At 69.7% G+C, this 26,379-nt stretch carries 21 protein-coding genes; 16 read left to right on the top strand and 5 right to left on the bottom strand.

The genetic code is table 11. The features are described from left to right. A complete protein-coding gene (locus ACFWY5_RS21890; RefSeq protein WP_379633891.1) occupies positions 1-2,763 on the bottom strand; it encodes a nitrate- and nitrite sensing domain-containing protein in 2,763 nt (920 codons plus the stop codon). Between the two features lie 437 nt (positions 2,764-3,200). Here ACFWY5_RS21890 and ACFWY5_RS21885 point away from each other — a divergent pair, with 437 nt between their 5' ends. The 6 genes from ACFWY5_RS21885 (at position 3,201) to ACFWY5_RS21860 (ending at position 10,254) form a co-directional block, all read left to right on the top strand. Further along, on the top strand, positions 3,201-4,259 hold the full coding sequence (locus tag ACFWY5_RS21885; protein ID WP_379620276.1) for a glycine betaine/L-proline ABC transporter ATP-binding protein: 1,059 nt from the start codon (positions 3,201-3,203) through the stop codon (positions 4,257-4,259). Then, the gene (locus ACFWY5_RS21880) at positions 4,256-6,169 is read left to right on the top strand and encodes an ABC transporter permease (protein WP_379620278.1); all 1,914 of its coding nucleotides are present in this window, start codon (positions 4,256-4,258) and stop codon (positions 6,167-6,169) included. The genes ACFWY5_RS21885 and ACFWY5_RS21880 overlap by 4 nt, the downstream gene beginning before the upstream one ends. Positions 6,170-6,234: 65 nt before the next feature. Further along, positions 6,235-7,146 (top strand): ABC transporter substrate-binding protein, encoded by a 912-nt coding sequence (locus tag ACFWY5_RS21875; protein ID WP_379620280.1) that lies wholly within the window; start codon positions 6,235-6,237, stop codon positions 7,144-7,146. A gap of 49 nt (positions 7,147-7,195) precedes the next feature. Further along, positions 7,196-8,131 carry an ABC transporter substrate-binding protein gene (locus ACFWY5_RS21870; protein ID WP_379633889.1) on the top strand — a complete coding sequence of 312 codons (936 nt, stop codon included), beginning with the start codon at positions 7,196-7,198 and terminating at the stop codon, positions 8,129-8,131. Then, on the top strand, positions 8,128-9,756 hold the full coding sequence (gene betA, locus ACFWY5_RS21865; protein WP_379620284.1) for a choline dehydrogenase: 1,629 nt from the start codon (positions 8,128-8,130) through the stop codon (positions 9,754-9,756). Before ACFWY5_RS21870 ends, betA begins: the two co-directional genes overlap by 4 nt. A 24-nt stretch (positions 9,757-9,780) precedes the next feature. Beyond that, complete coding sequence (locus ACFWY5_RS21860; protein WP_379620286.1) at positions 9,781-10,254, top strand: nucleoside deaminase; 474 nt, start codon at positions 9,781-9,783, stop codon at positions 10,252-10,254. A 70-nt stretch (positions 10,255-10,324) separates the two neighbouring features. On the opposite strand, the gene ACFWY5_RS21855 is transcribed toward ACFWY5_RS21860, so the two are convergent. After that, a complete protein-coding gene (locus ACFWY5_RS21855; RefSeq protein ID WP_379620288.1) occupies positions 10,325-11,278 on the bottom strand; it encodes an SIS domain-containing protein in 954 nt (317 codons plus the stop codon). Beyond that, the gene (locus ACFWY5_RS21850) at positions 11,275-12,354 is read right to left on the bottom strand and encodes a phosphotransferase (protein ID WP_379620290.1); all 1,080 of its coding nucleotides are present in this window, start codon (positions 12,352-12,354) and stop codon (positions 11,275-11,277) included. Before ACFWY5_RS21850 ends, ACFWY5_RS21855 begins: the two co-directional genes overlap by 4 nt. 175 nt (positions 12,355-12,529) lie before the next feature. Between ACFWY5_RS21850 and ACFWY5_RS21845 the strand changes: the two genes are divergently transcribed. Genes ACFWY5_RS21845 through ACFWY5_RS21830 form a run of 4 tightly spaced genes read left to right on the top strand, consistent with a single transcriptional unit; the run spans position 12,530 to position 16,317 of the window. Continuing rightward, positions 12,530-13,657 carry a spermidine/putrescine ABC transporter substrate-binding protein gene (locus ACFWY5_RS21845; RefSeq protein WP_379620292.1) on the top strand — a complete coding sequence of 376 codons (1,128 nt, stop codon included), beginning with the start codon at positions 12,530-12,532 and terminating at the stop codon, positions 13,655-13,657. A 6-nt stretch (positions 13,658-13,663) separates the two neighbouring features. Continuing rightward, positions 13,664-14,518: an ABC transporter permease gene (locus tag ACFWY5_RS21840; protein WP_379620294.1), complete on the top strand. Its 855-nt coding sequence runs from the start codon at positions 13,664-13,666 to the stop codon at positions 14,516-14,518. Then, entirely contained in the window at positions 14,511-15,290 is a 780-nt protein-coding gene (locus ACFWY5_RS21835; protein WP_379633887.1) for an ABC transporter permease, read from the top strand. The genes ACFWY5_RS21840 and ACFWY5_RS21835 overlap by 8 nt, the downstream gene beginning before the upstream one ends. Beyond that, positions 15,277-16,317 (top strand): ABC transporter ATP-binding protein, encoded by a 1,041-nt coding sequence (locus ACFWY5_RS21830; RefSeq protein ID WP_379633885.1) that lies wholly within the window; start codon positions 15,277-15,279, stop codon positions 16,315-16,317. Before ACFWY5_RS21835 ends, ACFWY5_RS21830 begins: the two co-directional genes overlap by 14 nt. On the opposite strand, the gene ACFWY5_RS21825 is transcribed toward ACFWY5_RS21830, so the two are convergent. Further along, positions 16,311-16,916 carry a TetR/AcrR family transcriptional regulator gene (locus tag ACFWY5_RS21825; RefSeq protein ID WP_379620300.1) on the bottom strand — a complete coding sequence of 202 codons (606 nt, stop codon included), beginning with the start codon at positions 16,914-16,916 and terminating at the stop codon, positions 16,311-16,313. The two genes, ACFWY5_RS21830 and ACFWY5_RS21825, sit on opposite strands and share 7 nt — an antisense overlap. Positions 16,917-17,036: 120 nt before the next feature. Between ACFWY5_RS21825 and ACFWY5_RS21820 the strand changes: the two genes are divergently transcribed. From ACFWY5_RS21820 to ACFWY5_RS21795, 6 genes are all read left to right on the top strand, one after another. After that, positions 17,037-18,311 (top strand): glycosyltransferase, encoded by a 1,275-nt coding sequence (locus tag ACFWY5_RS21820; protein WP_379633882.1) that lies wholly within the window; start codon positions 17,037-17,039, stop codon positions 18,309-18,311. A gap of 39 nt (positions 18,312-18,350) precedes the next feature. Beyond that, positions 18,351-19,766, top strand: coding sequence for an aminobutyraldehyde dehydrogenase (locus ACFWY5_RS21815; protein WP_379620461.1), 1,416 nt, complete (start codon positions 18,351-18,353; stop codon positions 19,764-19,766). A 261-nt stretch (positions 19,767-20,027) separates the two neighbouring features. Beyond that, positions 20,028-23,747 (top strand): nitrate- and nitrite sensing domain-containing protein, encoded by a 3,720-nt coding sequence (locus ACFWY5_RS21810; protein ID WP_379633880.1) that lies wholly within the window; start codon positions 20,028-20,030, stop codon positions 23,745-23,747. Next, positions 23,744-24,166 (top strand): roadblock/LC7 domain-containing protein, encoded by a 423-nt coding sequence (locus tag ACFWY5_RS21805; RefSeq protein ID WP_157250067.1) that lies wholly within the window; start codon positions 23,744-23,746, stop codon positions 24,164-24,166. The genes ACFWY5_RS21810 and ACFWY5_RS21805 overlap by 4 nt, the downstream gene beginning before the upstream one ends. A 20-nt stretch (positions 24,167-24,186) precedes the next feature. Further along, positions 24,187-24,591 carry a DUF742 domain-containing protein gene (locus ACFWY5_RS21800; RefSeq protein WP_214641576.1) on the top strand — a complete coding sequence of 135 codons (405 nt, stop codon included), beginning with the start codon at positions 24,187-24,189 and terminating at the stop codon, positions 24,589-24,591. Continuing rightward, complete coding sequence (locus ACFWY5_RS21795) at positions 24,572-25,147, top strand: ATP/GTP-binding protein (RefSeq protein ID WP_184965600.1); 576 nt, start codon at positions 24,572-24,574, stop codon at positions 25,145-25,147. Before ACFWY5_RS21800 ends, ACFWY5_RS21795 begins: the two co-directional genes overlap by 20 nt. A 428-nt stretch (positions 25,148-25,575) precedes the next feature. Here the strand turns inward: ACFWY5_RS21795 and ACFWY5_RS21790 are convergent, their stop codons facing one another. Then, positions 25,576-26,352: an ABC transporter ATP-binding protein gene (locus ACFWY5_RS21790; RefSeq protein WP_379620308.1), complete on the bottom strand. Its 777-nt coding sequence runs from the start codon at positions 26,350-26,352 to the stop codon at positions 25,576-25,578. Positions 26,353-26,379 lie beyond the last annotated feature (27 nt).

Raw genomic sequence — 26,379 nt, 5'->3', positions numbered from 1 at the left:
TCATGGGTTCTCCTCAAGCTCTGAGCGCCCTTTACGGACGCCCTGCTGGTAGCTGGAGAGCCTGCTTCGCAGCCTGTCTGGCTCGACCGGCGGCGGGGGTGGCGGTGGGGCCGCCGGCGTGGCAGAGCCCGGAACAAGGTTCGCTCTTGGCGTGCGTTTCGGCAATCCCGAAGAGGTCGTACCACCGTGTTCCGGCTCCCCGGTCGAGCGGGCGGCCTGCCACGCGGTGTCGGCGGGCGACTGCCAGTCGGTGCGCTGGTCGGGGGTGGGGGAGGACTTGGTGAACCAGCTCGACTCGTTCTCGACCGCCGCGAAGATCGGCAGGTACTCGTCGACCTTGGGGATGGGGCTGGTCATCTCGATCGACGGCGTGGCCGCGGAGAACCAGGAGCGCGGCTCGGCCTCGGGCAGCGGCACGTCGAGCGACGGGTGCTGCGGCCTGGCGTCGTAGGAGGGCGGCCCGGAGTCGTAGGAGGGCGTGTGCGAGGGCGTGGCGTCGAAGGAGGGTGGGCCCCCGGCGGGCGGGCCTCCGGGCGGTCCCCCCGGCGGGCCTTCCGCGTGCGGTCCCGCGCCGTGCGGCGCCGCGCCGTGCGGTCCCGCGCCGTGTGATCGGGGAAGGAGCGAGCTGACGGGCGGGCCACCCATGGGCGGGTTCCCCGCGGGCACGCCGTGCGCGGGTCCGCCCGGTGGTCCTCCGGCGAACGGCGAGGCAGCCGGCTCGAAGGGCGAGGAGCCCGTGTCGAAGGGAGATCCGGTGTCGAAGGGCGAAGGGCCCGTGTCGAACGGCGGCGCCGCCGGAGCGTCGAAGGAGTCGAACGGCGCTCCCGATCCGGCGGGTGCCACGTCGAAGGAGTCGAAGGCCTGCCCGCCCGGCTCCGGCATCTGCTCGGTCACCGCCGACAGCAGCGCCTCCGGTATCAGCACCATCGCGGTCAGCCCGCCGATGTCCTGGCGGCGTAGCTGGACCCGGATGTTGTGCCGCAGCGCCAGCCGCCCGACCACGAACAGGCCCATCCGCCGCGACACCGACACGTCCACGACGGGCGGGTTGGCCAGCCGCCAGTTGGCCTGGGCCAGCTCTTCCGGGGTCATGCCGATGCCCTGGTCGGTGACCGACACCATGAGCCCGCCGCCGTCGATCCGGCTGCTGCTGATGATCACCTTGGTGTCGCGCGAGGAGAAGGAGACCGCGTTCTCCACCAGCTCGGCCAGCAGGTGCACCACGTCGCTGACCGCCTGCCCGGCGATCGCCGCCGCCGACTGCACCTGGATGCTGACCCGGTCGTAGCTCTCCACCTCGCCGAGCGCGGCCCGGACGATGTCCAGGAGCTCGACCGCCTCACTCCACTTGCGCGCCGCCTCCTGCCCGGCCAGGACCAGGAGGTTCTCGGAGTTGCGCCGCATGCGGGTGGCGAGGTGGTCGAGCTTGAAGAGGTCGCCGAGCCTGGTGTCGTCGCGTTCGCCGCGCTCCAGCCGTTCGATGAGGGTGAGCTGCCGTTCGACGAGCGTCTGCGACCTGCGGGAGAGGTTGACGAACATGGCGTTGACGTTGGAGCGCAGCCGCGCCTCGTCTCCGGCCAGCCGTACGGCTTCGCGGTGCACCTCGTCGAAGGCCCGCGCGACCTCGCCGACCTCGTCCTTGGAGAAGATGCCGATGGGCGGGATCTCGACGTCGGCGCCGCCGTCGCGCGACTCGCGCAGCCGCTGGACGAACTCCGGCAGCCGCCGGCCGGCGATCTCCAGGGCCTCGCCGCGCAGCCTGCGCAGGGGCCGTACCAGAGAGCGGGCCACGCCCGTGGTGATCAGCAGGACCGCGATGAGCAGCGCGAGCACGGCGCCGGCGATGAGGTAGGCGCGCTGGCGCTCGGCGGAGGTGAGCTGCTCGCTGCGGGTCACGATGCCGGCGGACTGGCGGCGCTCCACGGCGCGCATGGAGTCGACCATCACGCTGGCCGCCTCGTACCACTCGCGGGCGTCGTCGCGCTTGGCCAGGTCGAGGCCCTTGAGCGGCTGGTTGTTGGCGGCCCGGCTGAGCACGAGTTCGCGCAGGAACAGCATGCGCTCGGTGCCGGCCGCGTTGACGTTCTCGTCGAAGACGCGCCGCTCGTCGGCGGTGGCCTCGGCGGTGAAGGCCCGGCGCTCGTTGGTCTCGCGGGCCTGCTCGCCGAAGACGGCCTTGAGCTGCTCCTGTTCGAAGCGGCCCGCCTGCAGCGCGATGGTGATCCACGCCTGCTGCCGGGAGACGGCCTCCTTGGCCCTGGCCAGCGCGACGAGCAGCTGCGACTGGCGGAACAGCTCGTCGTCGTCGGTGCCCTTGCTGAGCTCGTCGTGCACGGAGATCAGGTCGCTGATGACGGTCGTGTAGAGCTCGATGGAAGGGCCGGGCAGCAGGTCGCCCTTGCTGGTCTGCTCGCGTAGACCGGTCAGGTCGTCGAGCCTGGCGAGGGTGGCGTCCAGCTCGTCGGCGGTACGGCCGGCGACCTCGCCGGACAGGTTCTCGGCGCTGGACTTGACGGTGGCGGCGGCGCCGCCGGTCTCGCGGACCTGCTGGGTGAGCGTCTCGACGCCGTTGTCCGGGCGGCCTCTGGCGATGAACCAGGCGGCGACGGCGCGCTCGCGGGCCACCTGGTGGGTGAGTTCACTGATCTGGTCGGACAGGCGGGCGAGCTGGTTGGTGCGTTCGTAGTCGGAGGCGGCGCCGGTGGAGGCGAACATCTGCACGCCGCCGAGCAGGACGGCGGCGGCGGTGGGAATGAGGATCAACGAGACAAGCCGCGCCCGGACACGCCAATTGCGTAGCCGCCAGCCTCCCTCGTCGGCGGCTCTTGCCTGCCTTTCGCCTAACTGTGTGCTCACCGAACGCAACCTCTCGCCGCCCATATCGGCGTATATGGAAGGCCGTGCGGGCCCTTGGGAAATCCAGCAAGTGGGGGTAATTGGAACACATGCCGACTGTTGCGGCCAATCGAACATTACGCGCCAGAATTCGAGAGATGGGTCGCATGAGGCGAGAAGCTGGGGCTCCATCTTTCGGCCGGAAATAACCACGGAAGGTGGCGACTGTCCGCCTATAGGCGATTGTCCCGTTCCAAGGCAGTAACGCATGGGAAGCGCCCCGGTATCTGGACGGTCACGACGTTGTGATTTGCGCTATTCACCACATATGTTGGCCCCCGTCCTAGCTACCTACGGGAGGCAAAATGGGGCTTGCTCCCGAGAGCGCGGCCATCGAGGTCAAGGGTCTCTGGAAGATCTTCGGGTCCGCCGCCGAAAAGGTGCTGAACAGTGAAGACAAGCACCTCGAAGCCGCCCCCCTCCGCGAGAAGACCGGCTGCACGGCCGCCGTGCGGGACGTGAGCTTCACGGTACGGCCCGGCGAGGTCTTCGTCGTTATGGGCCTGTCCGGAAGCGGCAAATCCACACTGGTCCGCTGCCTGACCCGATTGATCGAACCGAGCGCCGGCGAGATTTCCATCGGCGGCGAGGACATCGGCCGCGCGAGCCCCGCGCGCCTGCGCGAGATCCGCCGTCACCGCGTCAGCATGGTCTTCCAGCACTTCGGGTTGCTGCCCCACCGCCGCGTCATCGACAACGTCGCCTACGGCCTGGAGGTCCAGGGCGCCACCAAGGCCGCCAGGCACGAGCGGGCCCGCGAGATCCTCTCCCTGGTCGGCCTCGACGGGCACGGCGACGCCTACCCCGACCAGCTCTCCGGCGGCATGCAGCAGCGCGTCGGCCTGGCCCGCGCCCTCGCCGTGGACCCCGAGGTCATGCTCTTCGACGAGCCCTTCAGCGCCCTGGACCCGCTCATCCGCCGCGACATGCAGGCCGAGGTGATCAGGCTCCACCGCGAGGTCGGCAAGACCATGGTCTTCATCACCCACGACCTGTCCGAGGCGCTCAAGCTCGGCGAGCGCATCGCCATCATGCGTTCCGGCTCGATCGTGCAGCTCGGCACCCCCGAGGACCTGGTCGGCGCGCCGGCCGACGACTACGTGGCCGACTTCGTCCGCGACGTGCCGCGCAGCCACGTGCTGACGCTGCGCTGGATCGCCCGTCCGCCCGAGCCCGGTGAGGCACTTGACGGGCCCGCCCTGCCCGCAACGACCGTGGTCAAGGACGCCATCGAGGTCTCCTCCGGCTCCGGCCACCCGATCCGGGTCATGGACGGCGACGAGCTGGTGGGCGTCGTGGACCGGGTGGACATGCTCTCCTTCCTGGCCGGGCACGAGACGCCTGCCGTACGGGCCGGGGCATGAGCGCGACCGCGGTCGGCGCTCAGCCCCGCGTGAAGATGCCCAGGTGGGCCGTGCCGGCAGCGGTGGCGGTCGCGTTCGCGGTGGGCTATGTCGTCTTCCGTGGGGTGGGAACGCTCCCACACGATGACGAGGCGGGCACGTTCGTCGCGCTCACCGACGCGCGCGAGTGGGTGGACGACAACAAGAACGCCAACCCGGTCTTCCTCTACTTCATCAACTACATCCGGCTGTTCATCGACGGCCTGTTCCAGGCCTTCGAGACCGTGCTGCACGCGCTCGGCTGGCCCGGCCTGCTCGGCGTGATGGGCGGCATCGGCTGGCTGGCCGGCGGCTGGCGGATCGCGCTGCTGGGCGTGGCCGGGTTCGCCTCGTTCGGCGTGCTGGGCGTGTGGGAGCACAGCGTCGACACCCTCGCCCTGGTCGCCACGGCCGTTCTGCTGTCGCTGCTGGCCGGGCTGCCCCTGGGCGTCTGGGTGGGCCGCTCGCCGCGGTTGCGCCGGGCGATCACGCCGGTGCTCGACTACATGCAGATCATGCCGACGTTCGCGTACCTCGCGCCGATGGTGTTGTTCTTCCAGATCGGCGCGCCCGCGGGCGTCGCGGCCACGATCATCTACGCGATCCCGCCCGCGATCCGCATCACCGCGCTCGCGATCGAGCAGGTCTCGCCCACTGCCGTCGAGGCCTCCGCCTCGCTCGGCGCCACCCGCTGGCAGACCCTGTTCAAGGTACGGCTGCCGCTGGCCCGCTCCACCATGACCCTCGCGATCAACCAGACGATCATGATGGCCCTGTCCATGGTGGTCATCGCCAATTTGATCGCCGCCCCCGGGCTCGGCTCCGACATCATCAAGGGCCTGTCCAGGGAGAACGTCGGCATCATGCTCCCGGCCGGCCTCGCCATCGTGGTGATGGCCGTGGTGCTCGACCGCACCACCATGGCGGCGGCCCGGCAGCGGGCCCAGGCGGGCCTGTCGCGGGTCAAGCTGGCCGTCGCCGCCGCGATCGCCGCCGTGGGCATCGGGCTGGCGTACGCGCTGCCGCCGGAGTTCCCCAGCGCGCTTGAGCTGCAGATGGGCGGCCCGGTGAACGAGGCGGTGCGCTGGGCCGAGCGCACCTGGTACCCGGTCACCGACGCGCTCAAGGAGTTCACCACCCGGCTGCTGCTGAACCCGCTCGACGGGGTGCTCACCACCGCCCCCTGGTGGCTGGTCGCCGCCGCCGTGCTCGCCTTCGCCTTCTGGGCCGCCGGGGTGCGCCCGGCGCTGACGGCGCTCGGCTGCCTGCTGGCGATCGCCCTGCTCGGACTGTGGGAGCACAGCATGCAGACGCTGACCATGGTCTTCGTGGCGGTGACGGTCACGCTGGCCATCGGGCTTCTGCTCGGCATCGCCGCGGCCCGCTCGCCCCGCTTCTCGGCCGTCCAGCGCCCGCTGCTGGACGCCGCCCAGACGATGCCCTCGTTCGTCTACCTGCTGCCGGCGCTGGCGTTGTTCGGCGCGACCCGGTTCACCGCCATCTTCGCCTCGGTGATCTACGCGGTGCCGCCGGTGGTCCGGCTGGTGGAGGAAGGGCTGCGCGGGGTGCCGCCGACCGTGGTGGAGGCGGCGCTGTCGGCCGGGTCGACCCCCGGCCAGCTGCTGCGCAAGGTGCAGCTGCCGATGGCGCGCAAGTCCATCCTGCTCGCGGTCAACCAGGGCATCGTGATGACGCTGGCCATGGTGGTGCTCGGTGCCATGGTCGGGGGTGGCGCGCTCGGCTACGACGTCGTCTCGGGGTTCTCCCAGCGCACGGACTTCGGCATGGGCTTCGCCGCCGGAATCGCCATCGTGCTGCTGGGCATCATGCTCGACCGGATCACGCAGGGCGCCGACAGGCGTCCGTCCCCCCAAAAGAGGAAGCCGATATGAAGATTCGCCTGCTTGCAGGCCTTCTGACGCTTGGACTGGCCGTCGCGGGATGCGGCGGAGCCAAGGTGGAAGACAAGCCCAGCTCGGCCGCCGCGCCGTCGGGCTCGCAGAGCGCGGCGCCGTCCTCGGCCGGCGGCACCGTGAAGATCGCGATCAACCCGTGGGTGGGCTACGAGGCGAGCGCCAACGTGGTGGCCTACCTGCTGAAGAAAGAGCTCGGATACACGGTCGAACTGCCGGAGATCAAGGAGCAGCTCGCCTGGGAGGGCTTCGAGACCGGCGACGTCGACGTCATCATCGAGAACTGGGGCCACCCGGACCTCAAGAAGCAGTACATCGACGAGAAGAAGGTGGCCCAGGTCGCCGGCTCGACCGGCAACAAGGGCGTCATCGGCTGGTACATCCCCAAGTGGATGGTCGACAAGTACCCCGGCATCACCGACTACAAGAACCTGAACAAGTACGCCGACCTGTTCAAGACCTCCGAGTCGGGTGACAAGGGCCAGCTGCTGTTCGGCGACCCGTCGTACGTGTCCAACGAGGACGCCCTGATCAAGAACCTCAAGCTCAACCTCAAGGTCGTCACCGGCGGCTCGGAGGCGGCTCTGATCAAGGGCGCCCAGCAGGCGCAGGAGCAGAAGAAGCCGCTGCTGTTCTACTTCTGGGACCCGCACTGGCTCTTCAGCAAGACGGAGCTGGCCAGGGTGAACCTGCCGCCGTACGCGGACGGCTGCGACGCCGACCCCAAGAAGGTGGCCTGCGACTACGCCGAGATGGACCTCGACAAGATCGTCAGCACGAAGTTCGCCACGTCCGGCGGCAAGGCCTATGACCTGGTCAAGAACTTCACGTGGACCAACGAGGACCAGAACGCCGTGGCCGACGACATGACCAACAACGGCATGTCGGGCGAGGACGCGGCCAAGAAGTGGGTCGAGGCCAACACCGCCAAGTGGCAGGCCTGGATTCCCAAGTGACCCCCGGCAGGCCGCGGCCCCTCGCGGGCCGCGGCCACGAGGACCTGTGATGCCAACCAAACCGCTCGCGGGGCTGCTGGTCGCGGTCCTGCTGCTGTCCGCCTGCACCGGTGAGGAGCCCAAGGCCGCCCCCGGCACGCAGGGCACCGTGAAGATCGACATGCACGCCTGGGTCGGGTACGAGGCGACCGCGGGCGTGCTCGCCTATCTGCTGGAGCACGAGCTCGGCTACAAGGTGGAGACGCGAAAGATCACAGAGGACAAGTCGTGGCCCGATTTCGCCGCCGGCAAGGTGGACGTGATCGTCGAGAATTGGGGCCACCCCGCGGAGAAGAAGGAGTGGATCGAGGAGAAGAAGGCGGCAGTCCCCGCCGGTTTGACGGGGAACAAAGGGGTGATCGGATGGTATGTCCCTGAGTGGATGGTCAGGAGATATCCAGACATCACCAATTATAGAAATTTGAACAAGTACGCCGCGCTCTTCAAGACCACCAAGTCGGGAAATGCCGGGCAGTTCTTGGCGGGCGATCCGACCTTCGTCACGAACGACGAGGCGATCATCCGCAACCTCGGCCTCAATTTCAAGGTCGTCTACTCCGGCAGCGAGGACGCGCTCATCAAGGCGGCCCAGCAGGCGACCGCCAAGAAGAAGCCGCTGCTGATGTATTTCTACGAACCCCAGTGGCTGTTCACCAAGATCAAACTCGTCAAGATCAACCTGCCCGCGTACGCGATCGGGTGCGACGCCGACACCGAGACGGTGGCCTGCGACTACCCGCCCTACCTCCTGGACAAGATCGTCAGCGCGGACTTCGCCCGCACCGGCGGCAAGGCCTACGAGCTGGTCCGCAACTTCAACTGGACCAACGACCACCAGAACAAGGTCGCCAGTGACATGGTCAACGAGAAGATGACCGCCGAGCAGGCCGCCAAGAAGTGGGTCGACGAGAACAAGATCGTGTGGAAGGACTGGATCCCCAGGTGAGCTACGATTTCGTCATCGTGGGAGGGGGGTCGGCGGGCTGCGCGCTCGCCAACCGGCTCAGCGCCGACCCCTCGGTCAGCGTGCTGGTGCTGGAGGCGGGCCGGCCCGACTACCCGTGGGACGTGTTCATCCACATGCCGGCGGCGCTCATGTTCCCCATCGGCAGCCGCTTCTACGACTGGAAGTACGAGTCGGAGCCCGAGCCGCACATGAACGACCGCCGCGTCTACCACGCCCGCGGCAAGGTGCTCGGCGGCTCCAGCAGCATCAACGGCATGATCTTCCAGCGCGGCAACCCGCTGGACTACGAGCGCTGGGCGGCCGACCCGGGCATGAAGTCCTGGGACTACGCCCACTGCCTGCCGTACTTCAAGAAGATGGAGAACTGCCTGGCCGACCCCGGCGGCCAGTGGCGCGGCGGCGACGGCCCGCTCAAGCTGGAGCGGGGCCGCGCCGAAGGGCCGCTGTTCGAGGCGTTCTTCAAGGCGGTCCAGGAGGCGGGTCACCCGCTCACCGACGACGTGAACGGCTTCCGGCAGGAGGGTTTCGCCGCCTTCGACCGCAACCTCCACCGCGGCCGCCGTCTGAGCGCCGCCCGCGCCTACCTCCATCCGGTACGGCGCCGCCCCAACCTGACCGTCCGCACCCGGGCCTTCGTCGAGAAGGTCGTCTTCGAGGGCACCAGGGCGGCCGGCGTCATCTGCGACGGCGAGCGGATCGCGGCCAAGGAGATCATCCTCTGCGGCGGCGCGATCAACACCCCGCAACTGCTCCAGGTCTCCGGCGTCGGCCCCAAGGCGGTGCTGGAGCGGGCCGGCGTGCCCGTCGTGCACGACCTGCCGGGCGTCGGCGAGCACCTGCAGGACCACCTGGAGGTCTACGTCCAGCACGCCTGCCTGAAGCCGGTCTCGATGCAGCCGTCGCTGGCCATGTGGCGCCGGCCGTTCATCGGCGCGAACTGGCTGTTCCTGCGCCGCGGGCCGGGCGCCACCAACCACTTCGAGGCCGGCGGCTTCATCCGCTCCAACGACGAGGTCGCCTACCCCAACCTGATGTTCCACTTCCTGCCGATCGCGGTCCGCTACGACGGCTCGGCCCCGGCCGGCGGGCACGGCTACCAGGTGCACATCGGCCCCATGTACTCCGACGCCCGCGGCTCGGTCCGCGTCACCTCGCCGGACGTACGGGTCAAGCCCCAGCTGCGCTTCAACTACCTGTCCACCGACCAGGACCGCAGGGAGTGGGTGGAGGCGATCCGCCACGCCCGCGCCATCCTGGCCCAGCCCGCCTGGGAGGGGCTGAACGGCGGTGAGATCTCCCCCGGGCCCGAGGTCGAGACCGACGAGCAGATCCTCGACTGGGTGCGCAAGGACGGCGAGACCGCCCTGCACCCCTCGTGCACCGCCAGGATGGGCGTGGACGAGATGTCGGTCCTGGACCCGGAGACGATGCGCGTGCACGGGCTGGAGGGGCTGAGGGTGGTCGACGCCTCGGCCATGCCGTACGTGACGAACGGCAACATCTACGCGCCCGTCATGATGCTCGCCGAGAAGTCCGCCGACCTGATCCTCGGCAACACGCCGCTCGACCCGATCCCCACGCCCTTCTACCGGCACCAGGGATAGGTTGCCGTGATCGGGGGAGGCGACATGGACGACAGGGACCTGCTGCACCTGCGGCGCTGCGTGGAGCTGGCGGCGCTGGCGCTGGACAAGGGCGACCAGCCGTTCGGCTCCGTGCTGGTGTCCGGCGAGGGCGCGGTGCTGTTCGAGGACCACAACCACGTGGCGGGCGGCGACCACACCCGGCACCCGGAGTTCGAGATCGCCCGCTGGGCGGCGGCCAACCTGACGCCGCGGGAGCGGGCGGCGGCGACCGTGTACACCTCGGGGGAGCACTGCCCGATGTGCGCGGCCGCCCACGGCTGGGTCGGGCTCGGCCGCATCGTGTACGCCGCCTCGTCGGAGCAGCTCGGCGAGTGGCTCGGGGAGCTGGGGGTGCCCGCGCCGCCGGTCGCCACGCTGCCCATCGGCGCCGTGGTGCCGGGCGCCGTGGTCGACGGCCCCGCCCCCGCGCTGACCGCCGAGATCCGCGCGCTGCACCGCCGCTTCCACACGAGCTGATCTCCGGTACGGCCCGCGCCGCAGTACCGGAGAAAAGCACGCCCGCAGAGCGGTCAGGACCGGAGGGCGGTCAGATTGACCACCAGTGGGCGGCGATCAGCTCGGCGACCAGCGTCTCCGTCAGCAGCGCGACGTCCGGGTCGGTGTCGTGCGTGTAGCGGACGGACGCCGCCGCGCCCGGCAGCCCGGCGCCGACGGCGAGCACCGTCGAGCCGCGCTGCTCCACCCACTCCATCGCCTGCGCGTCGTAGGCGGAGCCGGGGAAGAGGATGGCGCGGTAGTCGAGGGTCTTGGTCAGGTACACGTCCACGTGCGACCAGTCGCCGGTCTCGCACGCGTCGGCCGCGCGGCGCGGCCCCTCGCGGAACATCAGCGCCGACTGCTCCGCCGACGACAGGTGCTCGGCGGGGGCGATCGTGTAGACGCCGTGCGGGCCGTCCAGGAGCTCGATGGCGCGCGGCAGCCACTCCTCGCGCCGGTCCAGCAGGTCCGCGGTGGCCTCGGCCGCCTGCCACACCGTCCCGGCCACGCCGCGGTGGCCGCGGCTCAGCCGCGCCTCCAGGGCGAGCAGGAGCGCGAGCGTGTGCTGGAAGGTACGGCAGGCCACCCCGCCCCGCTCCTCGCCCGCCAGCATGTCCACGACCGCGTCGGCGCCCTCGGCCACCGCCGAGCCGGGGTCGTTGGTGAGCGCGGCGACGAACGCCTGCCCGCCCCGGTAACGGGCGACGGCGTCCAGGGTCTCCCTGCTGCCTCCGGTCGCCGAGATCGGCACCACGAGCGTGCCGCGCGCCGCCGGGAACGAGGCCCGCGCGGAGGCGTACTCGGCCACCGCGTTCACCCCGGCCGCCCGCAGCCGCAGCGCCGCCACGCCCGCGGCGTAGCGGGAGCTGCCCATGCCCAGGAACACCACGCGATCGACGTCGCCGGGGATCGCCGCGAACGGGTCATCCGACAGCGACTCAGCCAGCTTGGCCAGGGCCTCGGGCTTGGCCTCCAGGTCGGCCAGGAACAGCTCGGGGTTCACGCGGGGTCCTCTTTCTCGTCGTACCAGGTGCGCAGCACGCCCATCGGGGCGTAGCGCCAGCGGGGCAGGTGGCGGGCGGCGTAGATCAGCTCGCGGCACTCCTGCTCGACCTCGAACGGCCGGATCAGGGCGGGGTCGAGCAGGTCGCAGGCGCCGGTGTAGGCGGCCAGCATCTCGCGCTTCGCTCGCCGTACCCACTCGGCGGCCTCGGCGGGCGCGGTGCCGCGGCGTCTGATCGCCACCTGGGCGACGTGCTCCAGGCTCGTGGTCAGTTGCGCGAGGTCCCTGGCCGGCGGCTGGTACGGCGCCGCGTCCGCCACCGTGGGGTTGCCGTCGAAGTCGATGACCGCGTAGCCGTCGCGCCAGCGCAGGATCTGGCCCACGTGCAGGTCGCCGTGGATCCTGATCCTCGGCCCGGCAGCCGGGGCGCCGAGCGGGGCCAGTTCCGCGCGCATCCTGCCGGCTCGGGCGGCCAGCCACGCGCCGTCCGTCCCGCCGGTCACGGCCAGCGCCTCTTCCAGGGCGTCCAGCGCCCGCGTCAGCAGCCCGGGATCCGGGTCTGCGGGCGGGGGAAGGGTGGACAGCGCGGTGTGAAGGTTGGCGGCCAGGTGGCCGAGCGGCGTCGCGAAGGAGATGTCGGCTGAACGGCAGGCGTCCACGCACCACTCCCACCCGTCCGTGGCGTCCGGAAGGTAGCCCGTGACCAGGGCGAGCAGGAGCTCCGACTTCCCGTCGGAGCGTGTCAGAGCCGCGTAAGGAGGAGCTGTTTCGTTGAAGCCGGCGTCAACGAGGTGGGCGAAGATCTCGGGCGTCGGGTGGGGGAGCGGAACGGGCGGCGTGAGCCATTTGACGACCACCGATTCGGCCACGACGACCGAGTGGTTGGTCATGTCCACGTGCTCGCCGAAGCCGCGTTCAAGCGCCACCCCGGTGCCCTGATCAGCTTCGCCGTACGACAGAGTGGGCAGCGGCTGGAAGCGGCGCACGGCGAACGGCGCCGGCGGCTGCGACGCCAGCGCGGCGAGGAGCGCGGCGGTGAGGCCGTGATCCCGTTCGGTAAGGGGATTCTCACCCACAGAGAGCAACCGCTCCCATATTGAATCCGAGTTCAACAGGCAGACCAAACTTCCAGGTGGCAATGTCCGGAAAAGTCTTGCTCATGTTGATTTCTACTGCAACACTCCTCTCCTGGTCTGGCGTGCCTGGATGGTTGCGCGACCTCTTCCCCGAATTCCTGAAGGAGTAGCGACCGTGTTCCGTACCCGGTTCACCCGTCGTCTTCCGGCCGCCGTCGCGGTTGCCGGCCTCGCGCTCGCCGCTGCAGCGTGCGGCGGTGGTGAGTCGACCAGCACCGGCGCACAGGCCGCGCCCAGCGCCAGTGCGGCCCAGCTCAACGCCAACGCCGACCTGTCCAAGCAGTCGCTCGAGGTCACGGTCTGGGACGGTTACACGCCCAAGGAGCTACCCGACAAGGTCAAGCAGGACCTCAAGGTCTCCAACGTCAAGATCAACCTGCACGACACCAACGAGACGGCCATGAAGAAGCTGACCGTCCCCGGTGACAGCGGCATCGACGTGGCGTTCGTGTCGGGCCAGTACGCGCAGGCACTGTGGGAGCAGGGGCTTCTGGAGCCGATCCACCCCGAGCTGATCCCGAACCTGAGCAACCTCTACCCCGAGGCCACCCAGCTGTCCTACGACAAGGGCAACAAGTACTCCGTGCCCTACACCTGGGGCACCACGGGCATCTGCTACCGCTCCGACCTGGTGAAGGCCGAGCCCACCAGCTGGAACGACATCCTCAAGCCGCCGGCCTGGGCGCAGAAGAAGGTCACGATGATGACCACCGAGCGCTGGCTGGCCCTGCCCGCCCTCAAGGCGCTCGGCTACTCGGTCAACACCGACAAGGACGACGAGATCGCCAAGGCCAAGGAACTGCTCGTCGCCGCCAAGCCGAACCTGCTCCAGTACGACGACACCACGTTCGGCGACAAGCTCAAGTCCGGCGCGGCCGTGATGGTCGAGGCGTGGGACGGCTGGTGCCCGACCACCGACCCGAAGAAGAACATCAAGTTCGTGGTCCCGAAGGAGGGCAGCGACCTCTGGGTGGACACCATGGTGATCATGAAGTCCTCCAAGAACAAGGAGGCCGCGCACGCCCTGATCAACTACATCCTGGACCCGAAGATCCACGGCTGGGCCGCCGAGAACATCAACTACAAGGTCCCGAACAAGGCCGCCATGGACGCCGTCAAGGTGCCCGAGGGCTCGCTGCTGGGCATCAAGCCCGCCGAGCTGCTCAACGGCGAGTCCATTCGTGACCTGGGCGAGGCGTCGACGAAGTACACCCGCCTGTCGACCGAGGTCCAGGCGCAGTAAGCCGACGTGACGAGCCAGACCAAGACCCGGCCGGCGTCCCCTGCACGGGGGCGCCGTTTCGCGGCGTTCGCTTTCCTGTCGCCGGGACTGACCTACCTGATCGTGCTGCTGCTGGTGCCGCTGGCGCTGGTGCTGAGCGCCGCGTTCTTCCGGCGGGGCCGGTTCGGCGGCATCGTCTACGAGTTCACCACCGAGAACTTCACCCGGCTGATCGACCCGCTGTACCTGAGCGTGCTCGGCAACTCGCTGAAGATCGCCGGGATCACCACGCTGCTCGCGCTGCTGATCGGCTACCCCACGGCGTACTTCATCGCGCAGCTGCCCCGCAACTGGAAGACCATCGCGCTGGTGGCCATCGTGCTGCCGTTCTGGACGAACTTCATCATCCGCATCTACGCGTGGATCATCTTGCTGAGCGGTCCCGGCATCGTGAACTCGGTGCTCGGCACCAAGCTGGAGCTGCTCTACAAGGACGGCGCGATCGTCGTCGGCCTGCTCTACTCCTACATTCCGCTGATGGTGCTGCCGCTGTACGCGGCGATCGAGAGGCTCGACCCGCAGCTGCGCGAGGCCTCGGCCAACCTGGGCGCCTCCGCCTTCACCACCTTCCGCAAGGTGACCCTGCCGCTGACGATCCCGGGTGTGCTGACCGGGTGCCTGTTCGTGTTCGTGCCGAGCTTCGGCAACTTCGTCATCCCCGACCTGCTCGGCGGCGGCAAGTCCATCATGGTCGGCAACCTGATCAGGACGCAGTTCCTGCAGGCGCGCGACGAGCCCTTCGGCGCCACGCTGACACTCGCGCTGATCGCCGTTCTGATCGTGCTGCTCATGGTGCAGTCCTGGGCGGCCCGCCGTGCGTAGGCCGAAGCTCCTCTCCGTCCCGTTCTGGGCGACGATCGTCTTCCTCTACCTGCCGATCGCGGTCCTGGTCGCGATGTCGTTCAACTCCGGTGAGTCGGCCTACACCTACGAGGGCTTCAGCCTGAAGTGGTACGGCGAGTTGCTCGCCGACGAACGGGTCATCTCGGGCCTGGTCAACACGCTGATCGTGGCGGTGAGCTCGACCGCGATCGCCACGGTCCTCGGTACCCTGCTGGCCGTCGGCCTGGCCCGCTACACGCGCTCCAAGATCTTGGACGCGGTGGCCCTGATGCCGGCCGTTCTGCCCGACCTGGTGCTCGGGATCGGGCTGCTGATGTTGTTCATCACGCTCAACCAGACGCTCGGCCACCACTCGGTGATCCTGGCGCACGCGGTGTTCTCGACGGCGTTCGTGGCGGCGGTCGTGCGCACCAGGCTCACGGGCGCCGACACCTCGCTGGAAGAGGCCAGCCGCGACCTGGGCGCGGGCCCGGTGACCACCTTCGTGAAGGTCACGCTGCCGCAGCTCACGCCCGGCATCGTCGCAGGGGCGCTGCTGGCGTTCACGCTCTCGCTCGACGAGTTCGTCATCGCCTTCTTCACGATCGGCAACGCCGACCCGACGCTGCCGATCATCATCTACTCAATGATCCGATTCGGGGTGACCCCGGAGATCAACGCCCTGGCCTCGATCCTCCTGCTGGTGAGCTTCACCGCGGTGATCGCGGGGCAGCGGCTGACGAAGATCGGGGAGTCCCGTGCTCAAGATTGACGGCATCACGCGCCGGTTCGGCGAGGTCACCGCGCTCGACGGGGTCTCGCTGGAGATCGGCCAGGGCGAGTTCTTCGCGCTGCTCGGCCCCTCGGGCTGCGGCAAGACGACGCTCCTGCGCATCCTGGCCGGCTTCGAGACGCCCGACGGCGGCTCGGTCTCGCTCGACGGCGCCGACCTGCTCACGCTGGCGCCCAACAAGCGGCCGATCAACCTCATGTTCCAGTCCTACGCGCTGTTCCCGCACATGAGCGTCGCCAAGAACGTCGCCTACGGCCTGGAGCGCGAGAAACTGCCCCGCGGCGAGGTCAAGAAGCGCGTCGGCGAGGTGCTGGAGACCGTCGGCCTGTCCGCCCAGGCGAACAGGAAGCCGCAGCAGCTGTCCGGTGGCCAGCGCCAGCGCGTCGCCCTGGCCAGGGCCATCGTCAAGCGCCCCCGGCTGCTCCTGCTCGACGAGCCCCTGTCGGCCCTGGACAAGAAGGTCCGCGCGGACATGCAGCTGGAGCTCAAGCGGCTGCAGCACGAGGTCGGCATCACCTTCGTGGTCGTCACCCACGACCAGGAGGAGGCCATGTCGCTGGCCGACCGCATCGCGGTCTTCGACACCGGCCGCGTGCGCCAGGTGGACCGCCCCGTCGAGCTCTACGAGCGGCCCCGCTCCCGCTTCGTGGCCGACTTCGTCGGCGCCAACAACCTCTTCGCCGGTACGGCCGGCGCCGACGGCACCCTGCGCACCGAGAACTTCGGCACCCTGCGCGGCACGGCCGTCGACCAGGTGCCGGAAGGGGCGGCGGCGCTGCTGGCCGTACGGCCGGAGAAGCTGGAACTGACCGAGGAGGGCCCGCTGAAGGGCAGCGTCCTCGACGTCAGCTTCTACGGCGGCGTCTCGCACATCTCCGTCGAGGTGCCCGGCCAGGCCAAGCCCGTGCTCGTGGCCGTGCAGGGCGCCAGCGCGGTGAAGCCCGGCGCCGAGGTCGGGCTGCAGTGGGGGGAGCGGGACGCGGTCCTGCTCCCGGCGGTTCAATGAGCGAGGTCGTTGCCGGTCGCCGCGCGCGCGTAGGAGAGGATCAGCTCCACCGCCTCCGCCGGGCCGATCACCGGGTGCCTGGCGGTGATGCGGTAGCCGTAGGCGTCCTCCAGAGCCACCAGGTTGCGCGAGATCGTCAGCGCGTCCGCGCTCAGCGTGAACACGCCGAGCGCGGCCCCGGTGTCCAGGATCGACTGGTACATCGACACCTGGCGGTCGTAGAGCGAGGTGAGCAGCACGCCGTACATCCGGTTGCGGCCCGCGGCCCCGCCGAGCTCGTTGAGCAGGCGCACGTCCGGGTCGAGCGGCCCGGTCGGCAGGCCGGAGCGGATCGTCATGACCAGCTTCTCCACCGGGTCCATGACGGCGGCGATCTGCCGCAGGCGCTGCTCGTAGAAGCGCTCCATGCCCGCGTGCTGGGCCTCGACGAGCAGCTCGTTGAGGTCGGGGTAGTGGTAGAGCACGGCACCGGAGGTCAGACCGGCCTCCTCGGCCACGTGCGAGAGCTGCACTCCGTCGACGCCATGCCGGATGATGGCTCGTCGCGCCGCCTCGATCAGATCGATACGGCGATCCGTGCGACTCTTGCGCTGGGCCACGCCCACCCCCGATGCACCACAGTTCAGCAAATCCGTCACCATAGTGCCGCGAAGTTGACCTTTGCGCTAGATCAGCATTTGAATTCCCGTTCAGATTGACGTTCCCCCCGGAGTGACCACATGGCTCTCACCATCCTGTTCATGCCCGAGAGCGCGTACGGGCCGACGAACAACAGCATCGGCATCGGCGACATCCTGCGCCGCCGCGGACACCGGGTCGTCTTCGCGGCCGAGGCGTCCTGGAAGGGCAAGCTCGAAGCGCTCGGCTTCGAGGAGGACCTGGTCGACCTGGCTCCCCCGGCAGAGGACGCCGAGGAGCAGGACCCCGGCCAGTTCTGGAAGGACTTCATCCGCGAGACCGCGCCGGAGTACCGCAAGACCACCCTGGAGCAGCTCGCGACCGTCACCAAGCCGATCTGGGACTCCCTCATCGACGGTGCCAAGTACTGCGAGCCGCAGCTCAAGGCCATCATCGAGCGCGTGAACCCCGATGTCATCGTCGAGGACAACGTGATCACCTTCCCGGCGCTGCTGACCGCGGGCAAGAAGTTCGCGCGCATCGTGTCGTGCAACCCGCTGGAGGTGCGCGGCGAGAACATCGCGCCGGTCTTCTCCGGCCTGCCCGCCGACGACCGCGCCGGCTGGGACGCCTTCCGCGCCGAGTACGAGCGCACCCACCGCGAGATCTGGACCGCCTTCAACGCCTGGTGCGTCGAGCAGGGCACGAGCCCGCTGCCCGACCTGGACTTCATCCACGAGGGCGACCTGAACCTCTACGTGTACCCCGAGGTGCTCGACTACACCAACGCCCGCCCGCTGGGCCCGTCGTGGCACCGGCTCGACTCCTCCGTGCGCGAGACCGAGGAGGCCTTCGAGCTGCCCTTCCAGCGGGGCGAGGGCGCGCTGGTCTACTTCTCGCTGGGCTCGCTCGGCTCCTCCGACGTGGAGCTCATGCAGCGGGTGATCGACGTGCTGGCCACCACCCCGCACCAGTTCATCGTCTCCAAGGGCCCGCTGCACGAGGAGATCAAGCTGGCCGACAACATGTACGGCGCGGAGTTCCTCCCCCAGACGAAGATCATCCCGCTCTGTGACCTGGTGATCACCCACGGCGGCAACAACACCACCGTCGAGGCCCTGCACTTCGGCAAGCCGATGATCCTGCTGCCGCTGTTCTGGGACCAGTACGACAACGCCCAGCGCGTGGACGAGCTCGGCTACGGCGTGCGGCTGTCGACCTACACCTTCACCGACGAGGAGCTGAAGGGCGCCCTGGAGCGCCTGCTCGGCGACGCCGAACTGCGTGCCGAGCTGGCCGCCACCGGCGAGGAGATCCGCGAGCGCGACGGCCTGCGCAAGGCCGCCGACCTCATCGAGCAGCTCGGCCTGAAGTAATCCGCCGGTACGGCCCGCACCGCTGGGCCGTACCGGGTCATCCAAGGAAAGAACCCCATGCGCCAACTGATCAACCCGGCCACCGGGCAGCCCTTCGCCGATCTTCCCGACACTCCGGTGGGGGAGGTGGCGGTAGCCGTACGCAAGGCCCGGCGGGCTTTCGAGGAGTGGTCGCAGACCACTCCGGCCGAGCGGGCGCGGCTGCTGCTGCGCCTGGCCGACCTCGTGGAGGCCGACGCCGAGGAGCTGACCAGGCTGGAGGTCGAGGAGACGGGCAAGCCGGCCGCGGTCTTCCGCGACGGCGAGCTGCCGTTCGCCGTCGACAACCTGCGCTTCTTCGCCGGGGCCGCGCGCTCGCTGGACGGCACCGGAGCCGGTGTGCTCAGCGCCGGGTACACCTCGGTGCTGCTGCGCCGCCCGGTCGGGGTGGTCGGGTCGATCGCGCCGTGGAACTTTCCGTTCATCATGGCCGTATGGAAGGTGGGGCCTGCGGTCGCGGCTGGAAACGCGGTCGTCATCAAGCCCGCGCCGCAGACCCCTCGTTCCACGCTGCGGCTGGCGGAGCTGTTCGCGCGGGCCGGCGCGCCCGAGGGGCTCGTGCAGGTGGTGCTCGGCGACGGGGCCGTGGGCGAGGCGCTGGTGACCGACCCCGGCGTGGACATGGTCAGCGTGACGGGCTCCACCGAGACCGGCCGCGCGGTCATGACCGGCGCGGCCCGCACGCTCAAGCGGGTCCACCTGGAGCTCGGCGGCAAGGCCCCGGCTCTGGTGTTCGAGGACGCCGACCTGGAGGAGGCGGCGCGCGGCGTGGCCATGGGCGCCACCTACAACACCGGCCAGGACTGCACCGCCGCCACGCGCGTCTACGTCGCCAGGACGGTCTTCGACGACACGGTCGAGGCTCTTCGGGCGACCCTCGCCAAGATCACCGTAGGCGACCCCTGGGACGCGGCCACGGACATCGGCCCGCTGGTCTCGGCGGCCCATCGCGAGCGGGTGCACGGCTTCGTCGAGCGGGCGGGCGCCCGGGTGGTGCACGGCGGGACGCCGATCGACGGCCCCGGGTTCTACTACCCGCCGACGCTCGTCACCGGCGTGGCGCAGGACAGTGAAATCGTGCAAGGTGAACTTTTCGGTCCGGTCCTTGTGGTGCTTCCGTTCGATCACGAGGACGATGCGGTACGGCTGGCCAACGACACCCGCTACGGCCTGGCCTCATCGGTCTGGTCGCGGGACGTGGCGCGGGCCATGAGGGTGTCGCATCGCCTGGACGTGGGTGTGACCTGGGTAAACGACCATCTTCCGATCGCCAGCGAGGCCCCGCACGGCGGCGTCAAGGGCAGCGGATTCGGCAAGGACATGAGCCAGGAGGCCGTTCAGGAGTACTCGGTGACCCGTCACCTGATGATCAAACACGCTGCCCCGGCCGAGCGGGACTCTTTCCGGCCGGCCTGAAAGCTGAAGGCGAAACCGACCGAAATGACACGTTTGGTCGCGTTTGATGGGAAATGCACGGTTGGCCGATCTGGTACGGGTTGTGTTCCAATTACCCACGCCCGCGGAATCCCATGCGCCGCACGCGTGTCAGATTTTTCGAGCACGTAGCGCGAGAGGTAGCGAGAGTCAGTGAGGACGGAAAACCCCAGGCACGCGACGCCAGGGGAGTACACAGGCGGACGGTTCCGGCTGGCTAACTGGCGTGTGCGCTCTAGGTTGGTGGCCCTGATCCTCATCCCCACCATCGTCGGTGTGCTCCTGGCCGGTATTCAGCTTGCCAACGCGATCGGCACCAGCGCCGAGTACCGGCGGCTCACCCAGGTCGCCGAGCTGGTCCAGCGCATCGGCGCGCTCTCCCACGAGATGGCCAAGGAGCGCACGCTCACCGCCTGGTACATCGCCGACCAGCGGCGGCCCAGCCGGATGGCGCAACTGCGCACGCAGCGCGCCGTCGTGGACGGCGCCAAGACCAAGGTGCTCGACAGCACGGCCGCCATCGACGACGCGCACGCGCCGCGCGTGCGGCAGGAAGTCGAGAGCATGCGCCGCTGGCTCATCGGCCTCGACGGCCTGCGCGAGTCGATCCTGGGCGAGAGCGTCCCGCCCCGAGCCGCGATCCGCACCTACTCGACGATGATCGACGTCCTGGAGAACCTCCAGGACGAGCTCGGCCAGGTGGGCGACGACGACAGCCTGATCAAGGACGTGGCCGCCCTCGGCGCTCTCCAGCGCGGCAAGGAGCAGGTCGCCCGCCAGCAGGGCATCCTGATCGTCGCGCTGGTCGAGCGGAAGCTGGACTACGACGACCTGTCGGACTTCCTCGGCTCCTGGAACGCCCAGCAGGCAGAACTGGCCATCTTCGAGCAGGAGGCCCAGGCCAAGTACACCTCCCTGTACACCGACACGCTCAAGGGCCCGGCCATCGACCGCGCCGACGCCATGCGCCAGCGCGCCCTGGCCCAGCTGCGTGAGTACAAGGAGATCCGCGACCTCGACATCACCGCCACCCCGCGCCGTGAGCTGCTCTTCTGGTACGACAGCACCACGCTGACCGTCAACGCCATGCGCAAGGTGGAAGACTCGCTCGCCACGGCCGTCGTGACCAAGACCCGCGAGCTGAGCGACGCCGAGCAGCGCAACGCCATCATCTCCGGCGCGCTCATCCTCGTGCTGCTGCTCCTCGTCCTGGTGATCACCACCCGCGTGGCCGGTTCGCTGGTACGCCCGCTGCGCCGGCTGCGCGCCGAGGCGCTCCAGGTGGCCACGACCAGGCTGCCGGAGACCGTCCGCGTGCTGCGCGAGTCCGGAGACGGCGCCGCCACGCCGGAGGTCCCCTCCGTCGGCGTCAACACCCGGGACGAGATCGGGGAAGTGGCACGGGCCTTCGACGAGGTCCACCGCGAGGCGATCCGGCTGGCCGGCGACGAGGCCAAGCTGCGCGCCAACGTCAACTCCATGTTCGTCAACCTCTCGCGCCGCTCGCAGACGCTCGTCGAACGCCAGCTGCAGCTCATCGAAGGCCTGGAGCAGGGCGAGGAGGACGAGAACCGGCTCGCCAACCTCTTCCGCCTCGACCACCTGGCCACCCGCATGCGCCGCAACAGCGAGAACCTCCTGGTCCTCGCCGGCCAGGAGGCCGCGCGCAAGTGGAGCGAGCCCGTCCCGCTGGTCGACATCGCCCGCGCCTCGCTGTCGGAGGTCGAGAACTACGAGCGGGTCCAGATCCAGATCCCGTCCGACATCCAGATCGTCGGCCCGGCCGTCACCGACGCCGTCCACCTGCTCGCCGAGCTGATCGAGAACGCGATCTCCTTCTCGCCGCGCGAGAGCCGGGTCAGCGTCACCAGCGCGGCCGCCGACGGCGGCTTCGTCGTCACCATCAGCGACCTGGGCATCGGCATGAGCGGCGACGAACTGGCCGAGGCCAACTGGCGCCTGGCCAACCCGCCCGTCGTGGATGTGTCCGTGTCCCGGCGCATGGGCCTGTTCGTGGTCGGCCGCCTGGCCCTGCGCCACGGCATCCGGGTCCAGCTACGCATGCGGGAGACCGGCGGGCTCAGCGCGCTGGTCATGCTGCCCGACATGCTCGTCGCCGCCGCCAACGGCATGGTGCCGCAGCAGCGCGGGCAGTACGACAGCTTCACCACCTTCGACCCGGCCATGCTGGGCTCGCCGCCGTACGCCAACCCCGACACTCCCGAGGTACGCGCCCACGAGTCGCTGGCCGACACCCAGTGGCCGGGTTCGATGCCGGTGCCGGACACGGGCGGCTGGAACCCGTACGGCGAGGAGCCGTCCCAGCCCGGTCAGCCGCCTTACGCGGACGCGCCCGGCGACCAGGCGCCCGCCGCCTTCGGTGAACAGCCGCCCTTCGCCGACCAGCCCCGCTTCGGTGAGCAACAGCCCTTCGCCGACCAGCAGCCTTCGGCCGGCCAGCCGTTCGCCGGTCAGTCCTTCGACGGCCAGCCCTTTGACGGCCAGTCCCCCTTCGCCGGTGAGTCGCCTTTCGCCGAGCAGTCGCCCGAGGCGAGCTGGCCGTCGTTCGCCGAGCAGCCGCCGCCGCTCCCGGCCGACCAGCGCTGGCCCTCCTTCGCGGAGGAGCCGCCGCCGCTTGAGGTCGACCAGCGGTGGCCGTCCTTCGGCGAAGAGTCGAACTGGCCGTCGGTCGCCTCCTCGGCCCCCAACGGCAACGGCTCGGGCAACGGGCTGTTCACGCCCTACAACACCGACTACGCCTCGCAGGACCTCACCGGTCCGCTGCCCGTGGTCGACAGCTCGCCCATGGAGTCCGAGGGCGAGGACTTCCTGCCGATCTTCTCGTCGGTGGGCTCCGACTGGTTCCGCCGGCCCGAGCCCGACCCGCTGAAGGCCCAGGAGCCGCCCGCCGATCCCGAGCTGCCCGGTCCTTCGACCGGCGCGTTCGGACCGGTGGGACAGGGCGGGTACGCCGGCGCTCAGGGTTCCTCCTCCGACGGCTTCAACGGTCCGGGGACGGGCGCGTTCGGCGCGGTCGGCAACAGCCCCGCCTACGACTCCTTCGAGGCCGACTCGCCCCCGACCATGCCCCACCCGGTCATCTCGGCCGACGGCCCCCCGCCGGTCTCCGGTTACGGCCAGAGCCAGGGCTACGGCCAGGGCGCAGGCCCCGGCGGCCACGCGGACTCCCAGGGCGGTTACGCGGGAGCCGGTCAGGGCGGCCACGGGGACTCAGGCGGCCAGCCCGGCTACCCGGGCCCCGGCGGCTCCTCCGACTACCCCGGCGGACCCGGCCAGGACTACGCGGGTTCAGGAGCCCCTGGCCAGGACTACGCGGGCGCGGGCGCCCCTGGCTCCGGCCACGGCGGCCCGGGCCACGGCGGCTCCGGCCACGGTGGCGCAGGCTATGGCGGCTCCGGCCACGGCGGCCCCGGTCAGCCGGGCTCCGGCAACGCCGGTTCCGGCTATGGAGGCCCCGGCAACGCGGGTTCCGGTCACACGGGTTCCGGCCACGCGGGCCCCGGCTACGCGGGTGCGGGTTCCGGTCATGCGGGTCCTGGCGCGGGTGGTCCCGGCGCGGGTGGTCCGGGTGCCGGTGGGCCCGGTGCGGGTGCCGGGGGTGCGGGTGCTGCCGGGTCCGGGCAGGCGGGTGGCGTCGGCAAGTCCGGGCTGCCGCAGCGCAGGCCGGGACAGTCCGGCGCCGGCGCTTCCTGGACCTCCCCGGCCGACAGCGGTTTCCAGGCCGCGCAGGCCGCCGCCGAGCCCGCCAGGGGCGGTACCACCGCCTCGGGCCTGCCGCGGCGGGTGCCCAAGGCCAACCTGGTGCCGGGCACGGCGGGCTCCGCCGAGCCCCCATTGACGTCACCGGCACCGCCGATCTCACCCGAGCGCCTGCGCAGCAGGCTCTCCAGCTTCCAGCAGGGTGTACGGCAGGGCCGTGAGGATCTGAAGGAGAAGGAATGAGAGAACTGAGCCAGGGAGCGCGTGGCATCAGCTGGCTGATCACCGATTTCGTCAACAACGTGCCCGGTGTGGCGCACACCGTTGTCGTGTCGTCGGACGGTCTGCCGCTGGCCTTCTCCGAGGGGTTCCCCAAGGACCGGGCCGACCAGCTCGCCGCGGTCGCCTCCGGTGTGATCAGCTTGACCCAGGGCGCGGCCCGCGTCTTCGAGGGCGGCATGGTCACCCAGACGGTGATCGAGATGCAACGCGGCCTTTTGATGATCATGTCGATCAGTGATGGATCGTGTCTGGCGGTGCTCGCCTCGCCCGACTGCGACATGGGCCTGGTGGCCTACCAGATGACGCTCCTCGTGGAGCGGGCCGGTCAGGTGCTGACGCCCGCCGTACGGGCGGAGCTGCAGGCGGCCCGCCCCCGCTAGCCGGGCGGTGACAGGAGATCATGGTGTCAGGTCAGGGTTGGGCTGGTGATAGCACTCCGCCGCATCCGTCGGCGCCCCGTCCGCAGAAGCCGAGCTCTCTGGTACGGCCCTATGCCGTGACCGGGGGGCGGACCGCTCCGCGGATGAAGTTCGCCATGGAGGCGCTGGTTTCCTCCGTGACGTCGGAATACCAAGATATTTCCCTCTTGAGTCCGGAGTATCAGGCGATCATCCAGCTGACACGAAATGTTCGGTCGGTTGCGGAGATCTCCGCCCTTTTACGGCAACCTCTCGGGGTGGTCCGGGTGCTGATCGCCGACATGGCGTCGGAAGGCCTGATCCGCGTGCACCAGCCTGCGCTGGACGCGGGGAAGCCGGACCTCAACTTGCTCGAAAGGGTACTCAGTGGACTTCGCAGGCTCTAGCGCCGGCCTCACCTCGACGAAGATCGTCGTGGCTGGAGGTTTCGGCGTGGGCAAGACGACGTTCGTGGGAGCGGTCTCTGAGATCCTGCCGCTCACCACGGAGGCCGTCATGACCGACGCGTCGGCCGGCGTCGACGACGTGTCGCTCACTCCCAACAAGACCACGACCACGGTGGCGATGGACTTCGGCCGGGTGTCGCTGGACCGCGACCTGATCCTGTACCTGTTCGGGACGCCGGGCCAGCACCGGTTCTGGTTCATGTGGGACGACCTGGTACGCGGCGCCATCGGCGCGGTGGTCCTCGTGGACACGCGCCGCCTGGCCGACAGCTTCCCGGCCATCGACTACTTCGAAGAGGCCAAGCTGCCGTTCGTGGTCGGTGTGAACGGCTGGGACGGGGCCTTCTTGCACGATGAGCGGGAACTGCGCGAGGCACTGACGGTCGGCGACGGCACCCCGATCGTCCGCCTCGACGCCCGCAACAGGGAGTCGGTCAAGTCCACCCTGATCACGCTGGTCGAACACGCCCTGACCCGCCAGATCGCCCCGGCATAGCCGCAGAACGTTGGCCGAGCCAACCAAGCCCGGCCAACCACCCCCGCCACCCGGCCCAGAACCCACCCCAGGACACCGCCCCAGAACCCACCGGGGCACGGACCCGGGAACCCACAGGGGCTCACGAGTCCGAGAACCCACCCCGGGAACACGGGCCCGAAAACCCACCGGGGGCTGTGGTTTGGAACCGCTCCCTTGCCGGCGTGAACCCCCAGGCGTGGCCGGGTGACGTCTCGCAGCGTGGTGCCTGGGGTCCACGAGGTGAGCCCCTGGGTGTGCGGTGGTTTTCCCGCTCAGGGGGTCAACGTGCGCACGTCGCGGTGGCCGGCCGGGGAGGCGGAGGAGCGTTCCCCTGGAAGGTCACCGGCCACGTGCGGCGGGTGGGGGTGGGGCGGCTTGCCGTAACCCATAAAACGTGTGGAGACAGTTCAGGCAGGAGTTTTGGAGTCCAGGCCGCGGACCAGGCGGCCCACCTCGGCGCGGAGGTGGACGAAGTCGGGGTGTTCGCGGGTGGTGATCTGGTCGCGGGGGGACGGCAGCTCCACCGGCAGGTCGCCGACCACGTTGGCCGGCGCCTTGGACAGGACGACCACGCGGTCCCCGACGTACACGCTCTCGTCGATGTCGTGGGTGATGAGCACGATGGTCATCTGGTGGTGGCCGCGTACCTGGAGGACGAGGTCTTCGAGGTCCTCGCGGGTCTGGGCGTCGACGGAGCCGAAGGGCTCGTCCATGAGCATGAGCGTCGGACGGTAGGCGAGGGCGCGGGCGATGGCCACCCGCTGCTGCATGCCGCCGGACAGCTGGAACGGGTATTTCTTGCCCGCGTCCCCCAGCCCGACCGACTCCAGCGCCTCCTGCGCGGCGTCTCTGCGCGCCTTCTTGTCCATGTTCTTGCGGCGCAGTGGCAGGGCGACGTTGTCGGCCACGGACATCCACGGGAACAACGAGCGGCTGTAGTCCTGGAAGACGACGGCCAGGTTGTCGGGTGTGTGGGTGACCACCTGCCCGTCGACCTTGATCTCGCCGCCGGTGGGCGTGAGGAGGCCGGCGATGCTGCGCAGCAGTGTGGACTTGCCGGCGCCGGAGGGGCCGACGATGCACAGCAGTTCGCCGTCGGCGACGCTCAGGGAGAGGCCTTCGATGGCGTGGTGGGCGCTGGGGCCGCTGCCGTAGGTGTGGCTGAGGTTGGATATCTCGAGCAAGGCTGGGTTCCTTGAGGGGCGCGAGTG

Origin of the sequence: Nonomuraea sp. NPDC059007, from assembly GCF_042740555.1 — a bacterium.
Classification (GTDB): Bacteria; Actinomycetota; Actinomycetes; order Streptosporangiales; family Streptosporangiaceae; genus Nonomuraea.
This window is presented reverse-complemented; position numbering and strand designations above follow the sequence as displayed.

Coding starts and splice junctions, on each gene's coding strand:
- ACFWY5_RS21870 (WP_379633889.1), top strand. CDS start 7,196: ATGCCAACCAAACCGCTCGCGGGGCTGCTGGTCGCGGTCCTGCTGCTG.
- ACFWY5_RS21805 (WP_157250067.1), top strand. CDS start 23,744: ATGAGAGAACTGAGCCAGGGAGCGCGTGGCATCAGCTGGCTGATCACC.
- ACFWY5_RS21820 (WP_379633882.1), top strand. CDS start 17,037: ATGGCTCTCACCATCCTGTTCATGCCCGAGAGCGCGTACGGGCCGACG.
- ACFWY5_RS21860 (WP_379620286.1), top strand. CDS start 9,781: ATGGACGACAGGGACCTGCTGCACCTGCGGCGCTGCGTGGAGCTGGCG.
- ACFWY5_RS21885 (WP_379620276.1), top strand. CDS start 3,201: ATGGGGCTTGCTCCCGAGAGCGCGGCCATCGAGGTCAAGGGTCTCTGG.
- ACFWY5_RS21800 (WP_214641576.1), top strand. CDS start 24,187: ATGGTGTCAGGTCAGGGTTGGGCTGGTGATAGCACTCCGCCGCATCCG.
- ACFWY5_RS21880 (WP_379620278.1), top strand. CDS start 4,256: ATGAGCGCGACCGCGGTCGGCGCTCAGCCCCGCGTGAAGATGCCCAGG.